18 protein-coding genes, 2 tRNA genes, 1 other RNA gene and 1 pseudogene are annotated in these 19420 nt (G+C 69.2%); 16 read left to right on the top strand and 6 right to left on the bottom strand.

Annotation, left to right across the window (positions count from 1 at the left end):
* Positions 1-9: 9 nt before the first annotated feature.
* Together Q9R22_RS09855 and gndA are read left to right on the top strand one after the other, a co-directional pair.
* Positions 10-80: transfer RNA gene (locus Q9R22_RS09855), tRNA-OTHER, on the top strand.
* Between the two features lie 114 nt (positions 81-194).
* The gene (gene gndA, locus Q9R22_RS09850; RefSeq protein WP_131333084.1) at positions 195-1652 is read left to right on the top strand and encodes an NADP-dependent phosphogluconate dehydrogenase; all 1458 of its coding nucleotides are present in this window, start codon (positions 195-197) and stop codon (positions 1650-1652) included.
* A gap of 109 nt (positions 1653-1761) precedes the next feature.
* Here the strand turns inward: gndA and epsC are convergent, their stop codons facing one another.
* From epsC to msrA, 3 genes are all read right to left on the bottom strand, one after another.
* Entirely contained in the window at positions 1762-2346 is a 585-nt protein-coding gene (gene epsC, locus Q9R22_RS09845) for a serine O-acetyltransferase EpsC (RefSeq protein WP_131333083.1), read from the bottom strand.
* A 118-nt stretch (positions 2347-2464) separates the two neighbouring features.
* On the bottom strand, positions 2465-3400 hold the full coding sequence (gene cysK / locus Q9R22_RS09840) for a cysteine synthase A (RefSeq protein WP_035961305.1): 936 nt from the start codon (positions 3398-3400) through the stop codon (positions 2465-2467).
* A gap of 95 nt (positions 3401-3495) precedes the next feature.
* Entirely contained in the window at positions 3496-4035 is a 540-nt protein-coding gene (gene msrA, locus Q9R22_RS09835; RefSeq protein ID WP_131333082.1) for a peptide-methionine (S)-S-oxide reductase MsrA, read from the bottom strand.
* A gap of 70 nt (positions 4036-4105) precedes the next feature.
* Here msrA and Q9R22_RS09830 point away from each other — a divergent pair, with 70 nt between their 5' ends.
* From Q9R22_RS09830 to Q9R22_RS09815, 4 genes are all read left to right on the top strand, one after another.
* Entirely contained in the window at positions 4106-4987 is an 882-nt protein-coding gene (locus Q9R22_RS09830) for a Nif3-like dinuclear metal center hexameric protein (protein ID WP_131333081.1), read from the top strand.
* 53 nt (positions 4988-5040) lie between these two features.
* Positions 5041-5769 (top strand): zinc ribbon domain-containing protein, encoded by a 729-nt coding sequence (locus tag Q9R22_RS09825; protein WP_131333080.1) that lies wholly within the window; start codon positions 5041-5043, stop codon positions 5767-5769.
* A gap of 140 nt (positions 5770-5909) precedes the next feature.
* An RNA gene (gene rnpB / locus Q9R22_RS09820) (RNase P RNA component class A) lies at positions 5910-6288 on the top strand.
* A 14-nt stretch (positions 6289-6302) separates the two neighbouring features.
* Positions 6303-7079, top strand: a complete 777-nt coding sequence (locus tag Q9R22_RS09815) for a YaaA family protein (protein WP_131333079.1) — start codon at positions 6303-6305, stop codon at positions 7077-7079.
* A gap of 104 nt (positions 7080-7183) precedes the next feature.
* Here Q9R22_RS09815 and def read toward each other — a convergent pair whose 3' ends face one another.
* Positions 7184-7753, bottom strand: coding sequence for a peptide deformylase (gene def, locus Q9R22_RS09810; RefSeq protein WP_131333078.1), 570 nt, complete (start codon positions 7751-7753; stop codon positions 7184-7186).
* A gap of 125 nt (positions 7754-7878) precedes the next feature.
* Here def and Q9R22_RS09805 point away from each other — a divergent pair, with 125 nt between their 5' ends.
* The 7 genes from Q9R22_RS09805 (at position 7879) to Q9R22_RS09775 (ending at position 15094) form a co-directional block, all read left to right on the top strand.
* A complete protein-coding gene (locus tag Q9R22_RS09805) occupies positions 7879-9087 on the top strand; it encodes a glycosyltransferase (RefSeq protein WP_131333077.1) in 1209 nt (402 codons plus the stop codon).
* On the top strand, positions 9084-10145 hold the full coding sequence (locus Q9R22_RS09800; RefSeq protein WP_131333076.1) for a glycosyltransferase: 1062 nt from the start codon (positions 9084-9086) through the stop codon (positions 10143-10145). Before Q9R22_RS09805 ends, Q9R22_RS09800 begins: the two co-directional genes overlap by 4 nt.
* The gene (locus tag Q9R22_RS09795; RefSeq protein ID WP_131333075.1) at positions 10142-11218 is read left to right on the top strand and encodes a glycosyltransferase; all 1077 of its coding nucleotides are present in this window, start codon (positions 10142-10144) and stop codon (positions 11216-11218) included. Before Q9R22_RS09800 ends, Q9R22_RS09795 begins: the two co-directional genes overlap by 4 nt.
* Positions 11215-12063 carry a glycosyltransferase family 2 protein gene (locus Q9R22_RS09790; RefSeq protein WP_131333074.1) on the top strand — a complete coding sequence of 283 codons (849 nt, stop codon included), beginning with the start codon at positions 11215-11217 and terminating at the stop codon, positions 12061-12063. Before Q9R22_RS09795 ends, Q9R22_RS09790 begins: the two co-directional genes overlap by 4 nt.
* Before the next feature lie 21 nt (positions 12064-12084).
* Positions 12085-12738, top strand: coding sequence for a response regulator transcription factor (locus tag Q9R22_RS09785; RefSeq protein WP_131333073.1), 654 nt, complete (start codon positions 12085-12087; stop codon positions 12736-12738).
* Between the two features lie 84 nt (positions 12739-12822).
* A complete protein-coding gene (locus Q9R22_RS09780) occupies positions 12823-13731 on the top strand; it encodes an SDR family oxidoreductase (protein WP_131333072.1) in 909 nt (302 codons plus the stop codon).
* Between the two features lie 115 nt (positions 13732-13846).
* Positions 13847-15094, top strand: a complete 1248-nt coding sequence (locus Q9R22_RS09775) for an APC family permease (RefSeq protein ID WP_131333071.1) — start codon at positions 13847-13849, stop codon at positions 15092-15094.
* Positions 15095-15234: 140 nt separating this feature from the next.
* On the opposite strand, the gene Q9R22_RS09770 is transcribed toward Q9R22_RS09775, so the two are convergent.
* The gene (locus tag Q9R22_RS09770) at positions 15235-16170 is read right to left on the bottom strand and encodes an SDR family oxidoreductase (protein ID WP_131333070.1); all 936 of its coding nucleotides are present in this window, start codon (positions 16168-16170) and stop codon (positions 15235-15237) included.
* A gap of 89 nt (positions 16171-16259) precedes the next feature.
* Between Q9R22_RS09770 and Q9R22_RS09765 the strand changes: the two genes are divergently transcribed.
* The 3 genes and pseudogenes from Q9R22_RS09765 to Q9R22_RS09755 all read left to right on the top strand — a co-directional run bounded on the left by Q9R22_RS09765 (position 16260) and on the right by Q9R22_RS09755 (position 19063).
* Positions 16260-17444: a zinc-dependent alcohol dehydrogenase gene (locus tag Q9R22_RS09765; protein ID WP_098054543.1), complete on the top strand. Its 1185-nt coding sequence runs from the start codon at positions 16260-16262 to the stop codon at positions 17442-17444.
* A gap of 48 nt (positions 17445-17492) precedes the next feature.
* Positions 17493-17804 (top strand): membrane protein insertion efficiency factor YidD, encoded by a 312-nt coding sequence (gene yidD, locus Q9R22_RS09760; RefSeq protein WP_242670432.1) that lies wholly within the window; start codon positions 17493-17495, stop codon positions 17802-17804.
* 296 nt (positions 17805-18100) lie between these two features.
* Positions 18101-19063 (top strand): annotated as a pseudogene (locus Q9R22_RS09755) (transposase).
* Positions 19064-19279: 216 nt separating this feature from the next.
* Here the strand turns inward: Q9R22_RS09755 and Q9R22_RS09750 are convergent.
* A tRNA-His gene (locus Q9R22_RS09750) sits at positions 19280-19355 on the bottom strand.
* Positions 19356-19420: the final 65 nt, after the last annotated feature.

Here is a 19420-nt window from a genome sequence, read left to right as displayed (position 1 = left end):
CTTGCTTGAGGGGACGCTGGTGCGCTAGATCGCTTTCGGGCGTGACAGATACGGCGGTTCGATTCCGTCGGTCTCCACCACTTCGAGAAATCCCCGGGACTCAAGTCCCGGGGATTTCTGCATGTCCGAGCGTGTCCGGGGGAACATGCGGCAATCGCTGCAACCCCGCAGGGCAGATGCGTAGGCTAGGGACCATGGCAGCAGAAAAGAAAGCTCACATCGGCGTCACCGGCCTGGCCGTGATGGGCGCCAACCTGGCCCGCAACTTCGCGCACCACGGGTACACCGTGGCCCTGCACAACCGTTCCGAGGGCAAGACCACGGCCCTCATGGAGGAGCACGGTTCCGAGGGGAACTTCATCCCCACCGAGACCATGGAGGAGCTCGTCGATTCCCTCGAGAAGCCGCGCCGCGTGCTGATCATGGTCAAGGCGGGCGCGCCCGTGGATTCCGTGATCGAGCAGCTGACCCCGCTGCTGGACGAGGGCGACATCATCATCGACGGCGGCAACTCCTACTTCCAGGACACGCGGCGTCGTGAGCGCGAGTGCGCAGAGAAGGGCCTGCACTTCGTGGGCGTGGGTGTCTCCGGCGGTGAGGAGGGCGCCCTCAACGGCCCGTCCATCATGCCGGGTGGTTCCGAGGAGTCCTACAAGAGCCTGGGCCCCATGCTCGAAGACATCTCCGCCAGGGCGGACGACGGCGCTCCGTGCTGCGCGTGGATCGGCACTGACGGCGCGGGTCACTTCGTGAAGATGGTGCACAACGGCATCGAGTACGCGGACATGCAGGTCATCGGTGAGGCGCACGAGCTGCTGCGTTCCGTGGCCGGACTGGAGCCCGCCGAGCAGGCGGACGTGTTCGAGGAATGGAACACCACCGAGCTGTCCTCCTACCTCATCGAGATCACCGCGCAAGTGCTGCGTCAGGTGGACTCCCGGACGGGCAAGCCCTTCATCGACGTCGTCGCGGACGCCGCGGGTCAGAAGGGCACCGGCCGCTGGACCGTGCAGGAAGCCCTGGAACTGGGCTCCCCGGTCACCGCGATCGCCGAGTCGGTGTTCGCCCGCGCCCTGTCATCTTCCGAGCCCGTGATGCGCAAGGAGGCCCAAGAGGTGCTGCCCGCCGGCATCGGGGACACCACCGAGGACGTCGTGAAGGACCCCGGGTTCGTGGAGGACGTGCGCAAGGCGCTGTACGCGTCCAAGCTCGTGTCCTACGCGCAGGGCCTGGACATGCTCACCATGGCCGGGCGGGAGTACGGTTGGCAGCTGGACCTCGCGACCATCGCGAGCCTATGGCGCAACGGCTGCATCATCCGCGCCGAACTGCTCAACGTGATCATGGCCGCCTACCAGGGGGACAAGGCCCCGTTGAACCTGCTGTTCGCGCCCGAATTCATCACGTCCATCGAGGACGCACTGCCGTCGTGGCGCCGCGTGGTGGCACGCGCCGTCGAACGCGGCATCCCCGCCCCGGTGTTCTCCTCCGCGCTCGCGTACTACGACGCTCTGCGCCGCCCGCGGCTGAACGCCGCCCTGACCCAGGGCCTGCGGGACTACTTCGGTGCCCACACGTACAAGCGCATCGACGACCCGGACTCCAGCTTCCACGTGCTGTGGAGCGGGGACCGCTCCGAGGTCGTGTCCTGAGCACGTGAACCGTCGACCGCTCCCGAGACAGGGGGGTGGTAGCGAGAACGGGCCGGGCCCCCACGTGGGGACCCGGCCCGTTCTCGTCGAACCCGTCAGGTAGTCAGCTTCAGATCCACATCGCGGGATCGATGTAGGTTGCGGGGTCCACGAGCGGTTCCTGCTTCTCCGGGGTGCGCTGGCGCACCTTGCCGGGGATGCCGGTCACGATCGAGTCCTCGGGGACGTCCTTGACCACCACGGCGTTGGCGCCCACGGAGGAATCATGGCCCACGGTCAGGGGACCCAGGATCTTGGCACCGGCACCGATGGTCACGCGGTCCTGGATCGTGGGGTGACGCTTGACGGGTTCCAAGGAGCGACCACCGAGGGTCACGCCGTGGTAGATCATCACGTCGTCACCGATCTCCGCGGTCTCACCGATCACCACACCCATGCCATGGTCGATGAAGAAGCGCCGCCCGATCGTGGCGCCCGGGTGGATCTCCACGCCCGTGGCCCAGCGGGCGAGCTGGGACACGGTGCGCGCCAGCAACCGACGGTCCGGGTTACGCCACAACCGGTGGGACAACCTGTGGGCCCAAATGGCGTGCAGCCCCGAGTAGTTCAGAGCGATCTCCAGGTTGGACCGCGCCGCGGGGTCGTGCGTCCGAGCCGTGTCGAGGTCCTCGTTGAGTCTGCGCCAGAAGCTCACGTGTGTTTCCTCTTCCGTGGTGTGCCGGGGTGGGCCGCCCGCCGTGAAGAACGGGTGCCCGGGGTGCGTCTCACTTGTGGTGCGCATCCCGGACACCCGCACGGTCGGGTCGAGTGGATCAGCCCCGGATGTCTTCGTACAGGATCGTGGAGATGTAGCGCTCACCGAAATCGCACACCACGGCGACGATGAGCTTGTCCCGGTTCTCCTCCTTGGCGGCCTCTTGCAGGGCGGCCCACACGATGGCGCCCGAGGAGATGCCGCCCAGGATGCCTTCCTGGGTGCCGAGCTCGCGGGCGTACTTCACGGAGTTCTCCACGGTGACGTCGTAGACGTCGTCGTAGATCTCACGGTCGAGCACGTCCGGGACGAAGTTCGCGCCGAGACCCTGGATCTTGTGGGGGCCGGCCTTGCCCTCGGTCAGCAGCGGGGAGTCGGAGGGCTCCACGGCCACGAGCCGGATGTCCGGCTTCTGCTCGCGCAGGTACTTGCCCGCGCCGGAGATGGTCCCGCCCGTGCCGATACCGGCCACGAAGACGTCCACGGCGCCGTCGGAGTCGTTCCAGATCTCGGGACCTGTGGTCTCGTAATGCACCTGGGGGTTGGCGGGGTTGGCGAACTGGCTCGCGAGGATCGCGTTGTCCGAGGAGTCCACGATCTCCTGGGCCTTGTCCACGGCGCCGCGCATGCCGTCGGCACCCGGGGTCAGCACGATCTCCGCACCGTAGGCGCGCAGCATGACCCGGCGCTCGGTGGACATGGTCTCGGGCATGGTCAGGATGACCTTGTACCCGCGGGCAGCACCCACCATGGCCAGGGCGATGCCCGTGTTACCGGAGGTGCCCTCCACGATCGTCCCACCGGGCTTGAGTTGGCCGGAGGCTTCGGCGGCATCCACGATGGCCTTGCCGATCCGGTCCTTCACGGAGTTGGCGGGGTTGTAGAACTCGAGCTTTACGGCCACGTTGCCGGGGAGGTCCTTGTCCAGGTGGTTCAGGCGGACGAGGGGAGTGCCTCCCACGACCTCGGTGACGTCGTTGTAGATCTTGCCCATGACATGTCTCCTGTTCAGTCGGTCCGCGGGGCATGGCACACGTGCCGGTCCCCGCACAGAGTCTTCTCCAGCGTATCCGTGGCCCGGGTGGCGGCTCAGTCGTTCAGCCACACGGCGTAATGTTGGCGCACCTTCGCGAGCTTGGGGTTGATGATCACTTGGCAGTAGCCGTTGAATGGTTGGTTCCCGTAGAAGTCCTGGTGGAAGTCCTCTGCCTCGTGCACGGGCCCGAGCGGCTCGATGGTGGTCACCACGGGATCGTCGAACAGGGGCTGCGCCCGGGAGATCGCGGCCTCGAAGAGGTGCCGTTGCTCGTCGTCGGCGGGGAACATGGCGGAGCGGTACTGCGTGCCCACGTCGTAGCCCTGGCGGTTGAGCGTGGTGGGGTCGTGGCCCGTGAAGAACAGGTCCAGAATCACGTCGGCGGGAACCACGGAGGGATCGAACGTGACCTCCACGGCCTCGGCGTGGCCCGTGGTGCCCGAGCACACGGACTCGTAGTCGGGGTGGTCCGTGTGCCCTCCCGTGTACACACTGCGCACCCCCTGCACGCCGCGCACCCTGCGGTAGACGGCGTCCAGGCACCAGAAGCAGCCACCGGCCAGCACGAACGTCTGCGGTGTCGATGAAGTCATGCCCAGTACAACGCGTGACGCGCCAGAAGATTCCCGCCGCTCGCCCAGCGCGAACTCCTAGGATGAGGCCATGAGCACCGAACGCCCGTCCGACGCCCCGCCCACGCTCAAGGACGTGCTCGCCGCCGCGGACACTCTGTGGCCCTTCCCGTTGCAGGAGGACTGGGACGCGTCCGGGCTCGTCACGGGGCGGGCGGAGCAGCCGATCCGGCGGATCCTCTTCGCGGTGGATCCCGTGGCTGCCGTGGTGGACGAGGCCGTCTCCAGGGGCGCGGACCTGTTGCTGACCCACCACCCGCTGTTGCTGCGCGGGGTCACGTCGGTGGCCGCGCACCTCTTCAAGGGCCGTGTGATCCACGACCTCATCGAGAACCGCTGCGCCCTGCTGTGTTGCCACACGAACGCGGACTCCGCGCGCCGGGGCGTGTCGGACGCCCTGATCGCGGCGTGCGGTGTCTCTCCCGACCACGCCGCTCCGCTCGTCCCGCACGACACGGACCCCCGCGTGGGGCTGGGTCGGGTGGGGACCCTGGCCACGCCGGTGACGCTGCTCGAACTCGCGGACCGACTCGCGCAGCGGATCCCGCCCACGGCGCAGGGCCTGCGCGTGGCCGGCGACCCCGAGCGACCCGTGAGCACCGTGGCGGTGTGCGGGGGCTCCGGGGACTCCCTCTTCGACGAGGTCCGCGCCCACGGGGCGGACGTGTTCGTGACCGCGGACCTGCGCCACCACCCGGCCTCCGAAGCGCGGGAAGCCGCCCTGGGCCCCGGGGGATCGGGCACCCCTGCGCTGATCGACGCCGCCCACTCCGCGAGCGAGGCCCTGTGGTTGCCGTGGGCCGCCGAGGACCTGCGGCACGAACTCGAGCGGCGGGGATTCGCCGTGGAGACCTCCGTCAGCTCGCTGCGCACCGATCCGTGGGACTTCCGGATCGACACGCTCGGGACCTGAAGCACACGCGGACCCACCACCGCACTCAACCAGCCGCACCCCAGGAGAACGCCATGACCTCACCCCGCTCGGCCCTTCCCGCCCTGTTGGAACTCCAGTCCGTGGATTCCCGGTTGCTCACCGTGATGGCCCGGGCCAAGGAGTTACAGACCTCCGAGCGGGTGGCTTCCCTCATGGCCCGGCGGACGCAGGCGATCGCGGCGGCCCGCGCCCTCGAGACCGCCCAGCAGGAGGCCGAGCGGGCGGTGGCCGAGGCGGAGCGGGAGGTCACCCGGATCCAGGACCGGATCGACAAGGACACCGAGCGGCTCAACCACGGCGGCTCCGCCAAGGACCTCATGGGCATCCAGCACGAGATCGACACCCTCACCGCGCAGCGCGGACGGGCCGAGGACGCGCAGTTGCAGGCCATGAACCACGCCGAGGAGGTCACCGCGGACCGGGACCGGAAGCTGCCCCTGTTGCGCCGCGCGGACGCTGAGGCCCGCGCGGCGGTGGCCGAGCGGGACGCGGAGCTGTCCCGGCTCAAGGAGGAGCACGCGCGGCTGACCGCGGAGCGCTCCACGCGTGTATCGGAGTTCACTGTTCCCGCCCTGCTGAGCCGCTACGACGGTCTGCGCACCGCCCGCGGGGGAGGCCGGATCGCCGTCGCACGCTTCGAGAACGGAACGTGCGGGGCGTGCGGCACCCGGTTGAGCCCCGCCGACGCCGCGGCGCTGACGAATATTCCGCCGCAGACCGTGCCCCAGTGCCCCGAGTGTTCCGCGCTGCTCCTGGTGTGAGCCCGGGCTTGCATGCGTCCGGTCCTGAACTGCGCGGCCCGCTCCTCATCGGCCGCTCGCATTGACTCGGGTGCCCCGCGCCAGGGGTGCCAGGCGTTGAGCGTCGGGTGGCCCGGCGGCGCGGTAGGATCGACGGTGGACAGGTGGGCCGGGCGACCGCGCGGCGTCGTCGTGAAGGACGGCGTCTCGAGGAAAGTCCGGGCTCCGCAGAGCAGGACGGTGGGTAACACCCACTCGGGGTAACCCGCAGGACAGTGCCACAGAAAACAGACCGCCCGCCGCGAGCGGGTCAGGGTGAAAAGGTGGTGTAAGAGACCACCAGCGCGCCGGGTGACCGGCGCGGCTCGGTAAACCCCGTCCGGAGCAAGGCCATGCAGGGCGCGTTCGAGGGCTGCTCGCCCGAGCGTCCGGGTAGGCTGCTCGAGCCGTGCGGCAACGCACGGTCTAGATGGATGGTCGTCACCGCGGTGCGGGTAACCGCCCGCGGCACAGAACCCGGCTCACAGGCCCACCTGTCCCTCTACACTCGTGGGGTGCTGATTCTGCTGCCTCCCTCCGAGTCCAAGACCGCGCCCGCGACCGGGAATCCCGTCATGCCCGCCGAACTCAGCTTCCCCGAGCTCTCACGTGATCGTGCAATGTTGGCAGAGCACCTCGCCGAGGTCAGCGAACGCCCGGACGCCCTAGAGATCCTGGGCGTGGGGCCGTCGCTCGCGGACGACGTCGCCCGCAACCGTGAACTCGCGACTGCACCTGCCGCGCCCGCCCCCGACGTCTATGCGGGGGTGCTCTACGAGGCGCTGGATGTCAGCTCCCTCGCCCCCGAGGCCCGCGAGGTCGCCGATGCGTCGCTGCTCGTGATCTCAGCACTGTGGGGCGCGGTGCGACCCACCGACCGCATCCCCGCCTACCGCCTGAGTATGGGGACCGCGCTACCGGACACCGGCAAGCTCGGTGCGTGGTGGAAACCGCGATTGACCCCGGTGCTGAACGCGCTCGCCGCCGACGGCGTGATCGTGGACTGTCGCTCGGCGGCCTACGCCGCGGCGTGGAAACCTCCCGCCGCGCGGACCGTCACGGTACGGGTCGAGCAGCTCAAGCCGGACGGGAGCCGGTCCGTGGTGTCACACCACGCCAAACACACGCGGGGACTCGTGGCCCGTGCGCTGTGCGAGATCGGGGGAGTGGGGCGTCCGCTGGACACCGTGGAGCAGGTGAGCGCGGCGCTGGCCGAGAGGTTCACGGTGGAACTGACCGAACCCACGACCCGCAAGGCGGGCACGCTCACGATCGTGGTGGATCCGCAGTAACCAAGCCGCACTGAGCCACGGGCAGCAACCGACTCGCCCGACGAGGGCGCTGAGACGGGGCCTGCCGCCACGGCGCGTCCGTGATGCGGGATCCCCTCAGCGGGTCAGTGCCCGAACGGGTCCTCGTCCACACCGGGCAGCCACGTCGAATCCTTGCCCCACTGTTCCGCGGAGATGGCCTTGCGGGCCTTCTTGGACCACTTGCGGTTGAGCCGGTCCACGTACAGCTTCCCGTCCAGGTGGTCGTACTCGTGCTGCATGACCCGGGCGAACCAACCGTTGGCCTCGAACGCCACGGGGTCCCCGTTCTCGTCCTGCCCGGCGATCCGCACCCAGTCCGCCCGCTTGAGGGGCCAGGACTGGCCGGGAACCGAGAGGCATCCCTCGGCCTCGTCGTCCGGGTCCGGGGCGGTCTCGGAGATCCGCCCGGTGCTCAGGACGGGGTTCACGAGCGTGCCGCGCGGGGGCACACCGTCCTCGTTCTCGAAGATGTAGGTGAAGATCCGCAGCCCCACCCCGATCTGCGGCGCCGCCAGACCCACGCCGTGGGACGCGTCCATGGTCTCATGCATGTCCGCCACGAGCTCGCGCAGGGCGTCGTCGAAGTTGGTCACCCGGGCCGCGGGGCGATGCAGCACGGGGTTACCGGAGATCACAATGGGACGGACGGTCATGCGGAGAGCACCTCGGGATTCACGGGTGGACGTCATCTGTGGGCGTGGTCCCTGGACCCACGCCGCGCGGCCGCGCGGAGGGCGGGCGGACGGAGGACAATATATCGTGTCCCTGACCATCAGTAATGTGTGTATCGTCGCCGGGGGCCGTGCACACAATCGGCTCAGGCACCGGATCCCGCGCCGTTCCCGGTCCGCACAGCCAGCGGGCGTCCCATCCGTTCACGTCAGTTCTGCGCAGGAGGTCACATCGAGTGAGGGTCGCGTCCCTACCCCACGGTCACGTGTACGTCGAGCACCTCAGTGACCCCGGCGCCGTGCAGCCCGTCCACCGGTTGCCGGACCCCGCGCCCGCACACCCGGTCCCCGGAGCTCCGTGGTGGCCCCTCGTGATGCTGAGCGAGGCCTGGATCCGGCGGCACGCACACGAGTTCGACATCTACCACCTGCACTTCGGGTTCGACCAGACCTCACCCGCGGAGCTGCGACGGATCGTGGACACCCTGCACGAGCTGGGCAAACCGTTCGTCTATACGGTGCACGATCTGCGCAACCCCCACCAGACGGACCCCGCCGCCCAGGACGCCGCCCTGGACGTGCTGATTCCGGCCGCCGACGAACTGATTACCCTGACCGACGGCGCCGCACGCGTGATCGAGCGGCGCTGGGGCCGCCGGGCCACGGTCATCCCGCACCCGCACCTGCTCCCGCTAGACCGGTGGCGCGATCACGCGCCCGTGGGATCCGTACCCGTGGTGGGACTCAACTTCAAGAGCATGCGGGCGAACATGAACCCCCTGCCGGTGGCGCGCGTGCTGCTCGAATGCGCGTCCCGCGGGGAGATCCGGTTGCAGCTCGACGTCCACACAGACGTGGTCACCCGGGGCGCCCCGCACCACGACCCCGTGGTGAGTCACCTACTGGAGACCGCGCGTCGGACACTCAACGTTCAGGTCAACGTCCACGAGTTCTACACCGACGAGCAGTTGTGGGAGTACCTGCGCGGGCTCGATCTCTCGGTGCTCGCGTACCGCTTCGGCACCCATTCCGGGTGGCTCGAACTGTGCTACGACCTGGGCACCCATGTCCTGGCGCCGTCCGTGGGGTTCTACCACGAGCAGCATCCGGGTGTGCTGCGCTTCGACTGGGACCGGGACGGTCAGCCGGACGCCGATCAGATCCGGGAAGCGCTCGCGGGTCTGCGCGGGAACGCGCCCTGGCAGGCGAGCGCCTTGGAACGCACCCAACAACGACGTCGCATCGCCGCAGCCCACGCCGAGGTCTACCGCCGCGCCGTCGTGGTCCGGGAGGCCGGGAAAGGGGACGCCGCATGAAGGTGGCACTGCTCGCGCATGACCGGTTCCCGATCGCCCCGCCGTTCTCCGGGGGTCTCGAGTCCTTCACATGGCACCTGGCCCGCGGGCTCAAGTGCCGCGGGATGGAGGTGGTGGTCTTCGCTGCGCCGGGTTCCGACCCCGAGCTCGGGGTCGAGGAACTGGACGTGGAACCGCTCGTGCTCAGCGACGAGGCGCGCAACGACGTCGCCATGCCACCGGAGGCGCAGGTGCGGGAGACCTTCTCGTACCTGCAGGTCATGCGGGACTTCGCACGCCGCCCGGACATCGACGTGGTGCACAACAATTCGCTGCACTTCCTGCCCATCGTGATGTCCCCGGCCATCCCGCAACCCCTGTTGACCACCCTTCACACCCCGGCCACCCCGTGGCTCGAACCCGCGCTGCGTCTCACGCCCACGGCACCCACGGTGGCCGTGAGCGATTCGGTGGCCCAGATGTGGAGCAAGGTCACGCCCGCCCGCGTGATCCGCAACGGCGTGGACCCGCACGAGTGGCGACCGGGACCCGGCGGGGATGCCCTCGTGTGGTCCGGGCGCGTGGTCCCGGAGAAGGCCCCGCACATCGCGGCGCTGATCGCGAGCATGGCCGGGTGGAAACTGCGGATCGCCGGGCCCATCGCGGATCGGCACTACTTCGAGGCGCGGCTGAAGCCGTTGCTCAACGAGGACATCACCTACGTGGGTCACCTGGACACGCAGCAGCTGCGCACCCTGGTGGGCAATAGCGCCGCGAGCCTCGTGACGCCCGCATGGGAGGAGCCCTACGGCCTCGTGGCCGCGGAGGCCATGGCGTGCGGCACGCCCGTGCTCGCGGTGGCCCGCGGCGGCCTGAGCGAGATCGTGCGCGATCCCGGTGGGCACACGTCCCAGCCCGGGGCGAGCGAGGTGGAGACGGTGGCGTCCGCGGTCGCGGAGCTGCCCCGCGTCGTGGCCCTGGACCGCACCAGGGTGCGCCACTACGCGCTCGAGCACTGTTCCCTCAACGTCACCGTGGACGCCTACGCCGCGCTCTACCGGGAACTGGTGAGCGCGTGATTGGGTACTACATCCACCACCAGGGTCTGGGCCACCGCAACCGGGCCACCCAGATCGCCCGGGAACTCACGGTGCCCGTGACGGGGTTCAGTTCCCTGGAGCGCCCGGAGGCGTGGCCCGGCGAGTGGGTCCAGCTGCCCCCGGACGTCGCCCAGGACCCCGTGGACCCCACCGCCAACGACGTGCTGCACTGGGCGCCTCTCGAGCATCCCGGGTACCGGGAACGCATGGGTCTTATGGCGCAGCGCCTGCGCTCGGATGTGGAACTCATGGTCACGGACACCTCCGCGGAGGTCACTCTGCTCGCGCGTCTGATGGGTGTGCCCACCGTGGTCATGGCCATGCGGGGGGATCGCACCGATCGCACCCACCGTGCGGCGTACGACGCCGCGACCGCTCTGATCGCGCCGTGGTCCCGGGAGACCGCGGAGACCTATTGGCCCGAGGAATGGACCCGTAAGACCACGTTCACGGGGGCCATCTCCCGCTTCGACGTCCCCGTGCGGGTGCCGGGCTCCTCCGCCGAGCACGTTCCGGGCGCGTACTCTTCCGGCGAGCCAGCTCCCGGTGCGCGCACCGCGACGCGAGGTGCGAGCGGGAGCGGCGCGAGCGACGTCGGCGGCCAACGCGTCCTGGTGGTGTGGGGCCGCGGCGGGACCGACGTGGGGGACACCGAGATCGAGGCGGCTCGCGCGGCGACCCCCGGGTGGTCGTGGACCGTGCGCTCGCCGGAGAACCCCTCCCCGGACCTGTGGCGCGAACTGCACGAGGCGGACGTCGTCGTCTCCCACGGGGGCAACAACGCCGTGGCGGAGCTGTCCGCGGCGCACTCGCGCGCCGTCGTCGTCGCCCAGCCGCGACCGCACGACGAGCAAGCCGCCACGGCCGCCGCGCTCGAGCGCGCGGGAATCTGCGTGGGCCTGCAGCACTGGCCCGACGCCGCCGCGTGGCCCCGGTTGCTCGCACGTGCCCGGCAACTCGGCGGCTCCCGCTGGGACGCGTGGCGCCATGGCGACGGCGCATACCGTGCGGCGCGCGCGCTCGAGGACCTGCTGCACGGGGTCCCGTCGTGACGGCCGCTGCCCTGATCACGATCGTGAGCGGACGGCACACCCACCTGCGGCGGCAACGGGACTGGGTGGCCGCGCAGAGCGAACCCCCGATCACCCATGTGGTCGTGAGCATGGGCGATCCCGGGATCCGCGGAGTGCTCGAGCAACGGCCGGAACTGCCCACCGACCTCGTGGAACTGCCGCCTGCCGTCGAACTGCCGTTGGCCGCCGCGCGCAATGCCGGCGTGGCACGCGCGGAGCAGCTGGGCGCGGACACCGTGGTGCTACTGGACGTGGACTGCCTTCCCCACCGTGACCTGATGGCCGATTACACGCGCGCCCTCGAGCGGGTCGCAGACCAGCGCGCCGTGGTGAGCGGGCGCGTGCAGTACCTCCCGGAGGGGATGACCGAGGCCGATTACACGCCCGAGGGCGTCGCCCGCGCGGGACGGGATCACGCCGCCCGCGTGCTGCCGGAGCCCGGGGAACTGGTCGAGGGCGACCCCCGGATGCTGTGGTCGCTGACGATGGCGACCACGGTACGGACGTGGCACGCGGCGGCCGGATTCGACGAGCGCTACGTGGGCTACGGGGGCGAGGACACGGATTTCGGTCAGCGCCTGGCCGCGAGCGGGGGGAGCCTGTGGTGGCTCGGCGGAGCCGCCGCGTACCACCAGTACCACCCGACCCAGTCACCGCCCGTCCAGCACGCCGCGGCGATCGCCCGCAACGCCAACCTCTTCCGCCGTACGTGGGGGTTCGACCCCATGGAGGGGTGGCTGCGGGAACTCCGCAACTTGGGGGTCTTGACACGCGCGGGGGAGGACTGGCACGTCTTCGAACAGGGTTCGACCGATGATGCGTGAGCATACGATTATGCTCGGGGTGTGAGTTCCGAACGCCCTGTCATCACCCTGGCCCTGATCAACGACTATCCCGTGGTCCTCCAGGGTGTGGCGAGTATGCTGCAGGGTCATCCGCGCCTGCGGGTCGTGGAACTCGATTCCGGGTGTCTGCCGCACACGGACGCGGACCTGGTGCTCTATGACGCGTTCGCCGCGAAGGACCGTGGCACCCATGACGTGATGCGCCTACTGGATGACCCCCACTGCCTCAAGGTCGTGATGTACACGTGGCACGTGAGCGCCGAGCACGTTGACGAAGCACTCGATCTGGGCATACACGGTTATCTCTCCAAGGAGCTCACCGGGGACGAACTCGCGGACGCCCTCGTGCGCGTGCACGAGGGGGAGCGCGTGGTGGCCCCCGAACCAGTGCGGGAGGACATCACCTTGCCGGACTGGCCCGGCCGGCCCGAGGGGCTCTCCGCGCGTGAGGCGGAGGTGATCGCGCTGATCACCCAGGGGTTCACCAATGACGAAATCGCCCGGCACTGCTACCTCAGCATCAACTCGGTGAAGTCCTACATCCGTTCCGCCTACCGCAAAATGGGCGTGGAGCGACGCAGTCAGGCCGTGTTGTGGGGCGTCCAGCACGGGATGGATCCCACGGGTCAGCAGCAGCGCACAACCGCGGTCTGACCCGCAGCGTCATCCGGGACCGACCAGCGGTTTCATCCTTTCGGGTGCGCGACAGCCCGGGGCACGGCGGGGCACAATGGACACATGACCGAAGACAAGTACGCAGCAGCCAGGAAAGCACGGGAACTCGCCGGTGAAGAGGGCGGTTTCCCCAAGCAGGAACAGACCCCGCCCGGCCTGTCCACGGGCATGCAGCCCTTCCCGGACCACGGTGAGGAGAACTGGGTGGGCCGCGGTCGCCTCGAGGGTCTCAAGGCCCTCGTGACCGGTGGCGACTCCGGCATCGGCCGCGCGGTGGCCATCGCGTTCGCCCGTGAGGGCGCGGACGTGGCCATCAACTACCTCTCGGACGAGGAATCGGACGCGCAGGACACCAAGCAGTGGATCGAGAAGGCCGGTCGCAAGGCCGTCCTGCTGCCCGCGGACCTGCGCGAGGAAGCCACCGCCCGTCAGGTCGTGGACGACGCCGCCGAGCAGCTCGGCGGCCTGGACATCCTCGTCAATAACGCGGGCTTCCAGTGGGCCCGCCGTGACGGCGGTCTGCAGGGTCTGAAGACCGAGGAGATGGACCGCGTCTTCAAGACCAACCTGTACGCCCTGTTCTGGGTCTCCCAGCAGGCGCTGCAGTACCTTGAGAGTGGTTCCTCGATCATCAACGTGAGCTCCATCCAGGCCTACGACCCGTCCGAGAACTTGATCGACTACGCCTCCACCAAGGCTGCGATCAACAACTTCACGGTCAACCTGGCCAGCGAGCTGGGGGAGAAGGGGATCCGCGTCAACGCCGTGGCCCCCGGACCCATCTGGACCCCGTTGCAGCCCGCGACCAAGGCCGGCGAGAGCATGCCTCAGTTCGGGTCGGACACCCCGCTCGGCCGCGCGGGACAGCCCTCCGAGATGGCCGGGGCGTTCGTGTTCCTGGCCAGCCCGGCGGAGGCGTCCTACGTCTCCGGCACAGTGATCGGTGTGACCGGCGGCAAACCCGTCTTCTAGGCCACCTTCGAGAGCCACGACAGACAAGTGCACATGACACCACCGTGGGCGGGACGCGATAGGCGGCCCGCCCATTGGTGTGTCACGGGTACGTGATGTGAAACCCGGGAGCCTCGTGACGAATCCTTCCGCCATGCACCGCAGACTTGGCCTGACGGACGCCGTGACCCTCGGGCTCGGTTCCATGATCGGCGCCGGCATTTTCGTGGTGTTCGCCCCCGCTGCGGCCTCCGCGGGCGCCTGGTTACCGCTGGCCCTCGTGCTGGCCGCGGTCGTCGCACTGTGCAACGCACTGTCCTCGGCCCAGCTGGCCGCCCAGTACCCCGTGGCCGGCGGTAGTTACGTCTACGGTCGCGAGCGCCTCGGCCCCTGGCCGGGGTTCTTCGCCGGGTGGTGTTTCCTCACCGGTAAGACCGCGAGCTGCGCGGCCATGGCCATGACGTTCGCCGCCTATGTGGTCCCCGAGCCCTGGCAACGGCCCGTCGCTGCTCTCGCGGTGCTCGGTGTGGTCGCGGTCAACTGCTTCGGCGTGACGCGCACTGCTTCGGCCACCAAGGTGCTCGTGGGTATCGTGCTCGCGGGCCTGGCCGTGGTCCTCGTGGCCGGGCTCTTCGCCGGGTCCGGCCCCGCCGCATCAACCTTCGGTGCGGCACCGCCGGGCGGGGCGTACGGCGTCCTGCAAGCCGGGGGACTCCTGTTCTTCGCTTTCGCCGGGTACGCACGCATCGCCACCATGGGGGAGGAAGTGCGCGATCCCGCCCGGATCATCCCTCGGGCCATCGTCATCTCCCTGAGCGCGGTCCTCGTGATCTACGGCGTACTCGCGGTGCTCTCGCTGCACGTCCTCGGTCCCGAGGCCCTGTCCCGTACGACGACGCCGCTCGCGGACCTCGCCGCGGTCGCCGACTGGCCGTGGACCACGGTTGTGGTCACGATTGCGGCCGCTGCCGCCACGCTCGGGGCGCTGCTGGGGCTCACGGCGGGGATCGGTCGGACCGGCCTGGCCATGGCCCGCACGGCGGATCTGCCCGCGCCCCTCGCCGTGCTCGACGAGCGCCACGGCGTCCCGCGCCGCATCGAAATCGTGGTGGCAGCGGTGGTCGTGATCGCGGTGTTCACCATGGACGTGCGCGGGGTGGTGGGCTTCTCGTCGTTCGGGGTGCTGCTGTACTACCTCGTGGCCAACCTCAGTGCGCTCACGCAGACCGGGCCGCATCGCCGCTACCCGCGCGCGGTGTCCGTCCTGGGCACGGTGCTGTGCGTGGTCCTCGTGGTCACGCTCCCGATCGCGTCCGTGGCGGGCGGCGTCCTCGTGCTGGCGCTGGGCATCGTGTACCGAGGGATGAGGGTGCGACGGCGCTGACCCGGGTGGTGAGGGCGCGTCACGCCATGCTGCACAGCCGTCGCGAACCACGCCGCCGGGCGCTGCCGCTGCATGCTGCCACCGCGCGCGCCGTCGTCCGGCACGGGGCGGCACCGGCGAGCCGGACGACCGCGGTTCGTTCAGCGCTCGTTGTTGCGCTGTGCGGCCTTGCTGCCGAGCGTGCTCAGGGCGTTGACCACGCGGGATCCCAGGCGCTGCTTGGCGGTGGCCCCCACCACGAGATCCGTCTGCTGGGGGGACGCGGACGGGAGCACCCGGTTCACCACGCCCAACGCGCGAATCGTGAGCCCGGGGGCGATACCCCGGACCCGCTGGGCGACCTTGGGCAACCACCCCAGCAGCACGATCGGGCGTCCCGCGAGAACGCCGTCCACGATCGAGCGGGCCGCGCGGTCGGCGTTCATGGACAACACCGGCAGGGACGCGGACGGCGCGAACCACGCGTACTCGTTCTGCGACTCGCCCGTGAAGTAGGCGCGCTCGTGCGATCCCGTGCGCATGAGGCCGGGGTCGATGCTCGTGGCGGTGACGCCGGTCCCCGACAGGGACGCCGCGAGACCCTCGCTGAACCCCACCGCGCCGAACTTGGCCGTGCAGTACGGCAACAGGTGCGGCACGGAGACCAGTCCGCCCACGGACGCGATCGTGCCGATCCGGCCACGGCCACGCTCGCGCATCCCGGGCAACACCGCGAGCGCGGTGTGCACGGGACCCATGGTCATGGTGGTCACGGCGTCCCGAAACTGCTCCACCGTGACACCCTCCACCGAGCCCACCTGGATGATCCCGGCGACCGTGATGAGCACGTCCACCGGTCCCAGATCACGCTCCACGTCCCGCACCAAGGCCTCGACCTGGTCCGCCTCGGCGACGTCGCACACGTAGTCGCGCACCGTGCCGAACGGGGACAGCATCTCGCGCGCGCGGGCCAGCTCGGCGGCGTCGCGAGCGCACACGGCGACGTCGAAATCACGCGAGAGAAGTTCCTTGGCCACGAGCAGCCCCAGTCCACGGGAGGCTCCGGCCACGAGGGCAACCTGATGCGATGCGGTCATACGGGACACGCTACGCGGTGCGCCGCCCAGGTTCGACCCCCCCCTGTAGGGGTGGTGCCCGGGCGGAGTGATCGTGCTTTACTGGGTGAATGCGAGCACTCACATGGCAAGGACTCGGCGACGTCCGGGTCGAAAACGTCCCGGATCCCGTTCTGCAGGACCCCACCGACGCCATCGTGCGGGTCACGTCCACCGCGATCTGCGGTTCGGACCTGCACCTCTACGGCGTGCTGGGCCCGTACCTGCAGAAGGACTACGTGATGGGTCACGAGTTCATGGGCATCGTGGAAGAAGTGGGACCGGAGGTCAGCAACCTCGCACCCGGTGACCGCGTGGTCGTCCCGTTCGTGATCGCGTGCGGTCACTGCTGGATGTGCGACCGCGGGCTGTACGCCGCGTGCGAGACCACCCAGGTCCGCGAGATGGGAACGGGCGCCGCGCTGTTCGGTTTTTCCTCCCTCTACGGGTCGGTCCCCGGAGGCCAGGCGGAAATGGTGCGCGTCCCGCACGCGGACTTCGGCCCCGTGAAACTGCCCAAGGACTTCGACGACGAGCGTTTCCTCTACCTCAGCGACATCCTGCCCACCGCGTGGCAGGGCGTGAAGTACGCGAACGTGGGGGAGGAGGACACCCTCGCGGTGCTGGGCCTCGGACCCGTGGGCCAGCTCGCGGTGCGTTCGGCCAAGCTGCAGGGCGTCAAGCGAATCATCGCCGTAGACCGTGTGGACGAGCGCCTCGCCCTGGCCAAGAGCTGGGGGATCGAGACCGTGGACATGCGGGAGGTGGACGAGGTCTCCGACACGCTCGTCGACATGACGGACGGGCGCGGCCCCGACGGCGTCCTGGATGCCGTGGGCATGGAAGCGCACGGCAACCCCATCGCGGAGAAGATCGTCGCCGGCGCGGCGCGACTGCCCAAGCCGCTCGGGCGCAAGGCCATCGAGACGGCCGGTATCGACCGGTTGGATGCGTTGCACACCGCGATCCACAGCGTGCGCCGCGCGGGCACAGTCTCGGTGTCCGGCGTGTACGGCGGAATGGCGGATCCCATGCCCATGATGGAGATGTTCGACAAGGGCATCAGCATGCGCATGGGCCAGTGCCACGTGCGCCACTGGACCGATGAGCTGCTGGAGATCGCGAGCCGCCCGGACGACGTCCTCGGCCTCGAGTCACTGGCCACCCACCACGTGTCCTTGGAGGACGCGCCGGAGATGTACAAGATCTTCCAGGAGAAGAAGGACGGCTGCATCAAGGTGGTCCTCAAGCCATGACCCTGTGCACACCACGGCCATGCTCATGGGAGGAGGAGCCGGTCGCCCTTGTCTGACGTACTGCTTCGAGTAGCCAGTGCACCCCGCCGTGGGGTCGATCGTCTCATCCGCGGATACCAGCGCCACCTCTCACCGCGTAAAGGATTCACGTGCGCCCACCTCGTGGCACGGGGCGGGCAGTCCTGCTCCGCGGCGGTGCGCGGCATCATTGCGCAGTACGGCGTGATCCGAGGGATCATCCCCACGATGCTCCGTTTCGTGGCCTGCTACCGGGCGGCCCTCATGCTCGGCCCCGCGGGCCGCGGCGATGTGAGCGGAGTCTGCTGCTGCGGGCCCATCCCCATTCCGTTCCGGTTCTAAGAAAGATGGAGGAAGCCCCTCCCACCTCGCGGTGCGCTCGGAGGTAGGAGGGGCTTCGTGGTGCCCGCCAGTTACGTTGTGAGTACCCCCGATCGCCGGGGGTTTGGTGCTCGACGGGGTATGGCTTGTCTGCCCAGCCATCCATGGTCCGGGGGTGTTGCCGCCCGGTCGAGAGACACGCATTGACCGCTCATAGGGACACGGCCCAGCTTCTCTGAGGTCTCTTCGTAACGTGGGTGCCGGCATCGGGTCTCAAGACTGCGACCAGCAGTGATGCGTTCAATGAGGACGACATCATGAACGCCGGATTCGCGGCCGTGATCGGCCTGGACGTGGGGAAGACCGGGCATCATGCCTGCGCGCTGGACCCCGACGGGGAACAGGCTCTTCGACAAGCCCCTCCCGCAGGACGAGGCCCAGCTGCGCGACCTCTTCACACACCTGCAGGAGCACGGCGACGTGCTGATGGTCGTCGATCAGCCCAACACCATCGGAGCCCTGCCCATCGCAGTCGCTCGCGACGTCGGCTGCGCGGTGGCCTACCTACCCGGGTTGACGATGCGAAAGGCCGCGGACCTCGCCCACGAGACCACCCGGGCACTGAACCGGATCCGGTCTCTGCTCACACAGATCCATCCCGCTGACCCGGAGGTGCTGGTCGATCGGATCTTCACGGCGCTCAGCGAGCAGACCGTGGTCGTTCCAGCGACCGCGGCCGTGGAGTTGGTGATCCCGAGGGTGGTCGGGCCGGTCAAGGAGCTGAAGGAACAACGCGCGACCGTAGCCGGAGAGGTCGAGGCTATGCTGGAGGACTTCTCTCTCGCCGGGGTCTTGATGAGCATGCCGGGGATCGGCATCAAGACCGCCGCCCAGATCCTCCTGGCCATCGGCAATGGCTCCGCATTCGAGACGCAGGCCATCTCGCAGCCTGCGCCGGCGTCGCGCCGGTCACGCGAAGATCAGGGACCTCGATCAGGAGCGAGTTCCCCGCGTGAGCCGGCAACAAACGCCTGAAGAACGCGCTGTTCCACTCCGCGTGGGTCGCCTCGGACTCAGATCCGATCTCCAAGGCCTACTACGACCGGAAGCGCGCCGAGAGAAACCGACACCACGCCGCCGTCATCTGCCTCGCCCGCCGTCGCTGCAACGTCATCTACGTGATGCTCCGCAATGGCACCTACCCCCAGCCCCGAACCAACCACCCTCGCGGTTTGACTCAGAACATAGGAGCACCCCCGGCTGTGCTTTTACTGAGTTAGAACAGATATTCGCGCGCCAGGCTGCTTTTCCTTCACTGTGCATTTGGACGACGGGCGCGGGCGGTCGGGGTGGCGGGGATGGCCGCAGCGGTGGGAGTGGTCAGGCCGGACGGGCCGCTGGGAAGCGGGCGGTCGAGGTCATGCAGGACTGGCCCGGCAACGAGAACGAGGTGCGAACCCCGACCGGTACACCGATCGATGTTCGCACCTCGTGCATGGGGTGAGCGACGGGGGTTGAACCCGCGACCTCCTGGACCACAACCAGGCGCTCTGCCGACTGAGCTACGCCCACCATTGAACCCGTGGAAGAACCGTTCGATCCCTCCGGGCAACGACGACCACTATAGCGCACGCCCG

Source organism: Kocuria sp. PD6 (assembly GCF_031844145.1).
Classification (GTDB): Bacteria; Actinomycetota; Actinomycetes; order Actinomycetales; family Micrococcaceae; genus Kocuria; species Kocuria marina.
The sequence above is the reverse complement of the archived record's forward strand: the minus strand, read 5'-3'. Positions and strand labels throughout refer to the sequence as shown.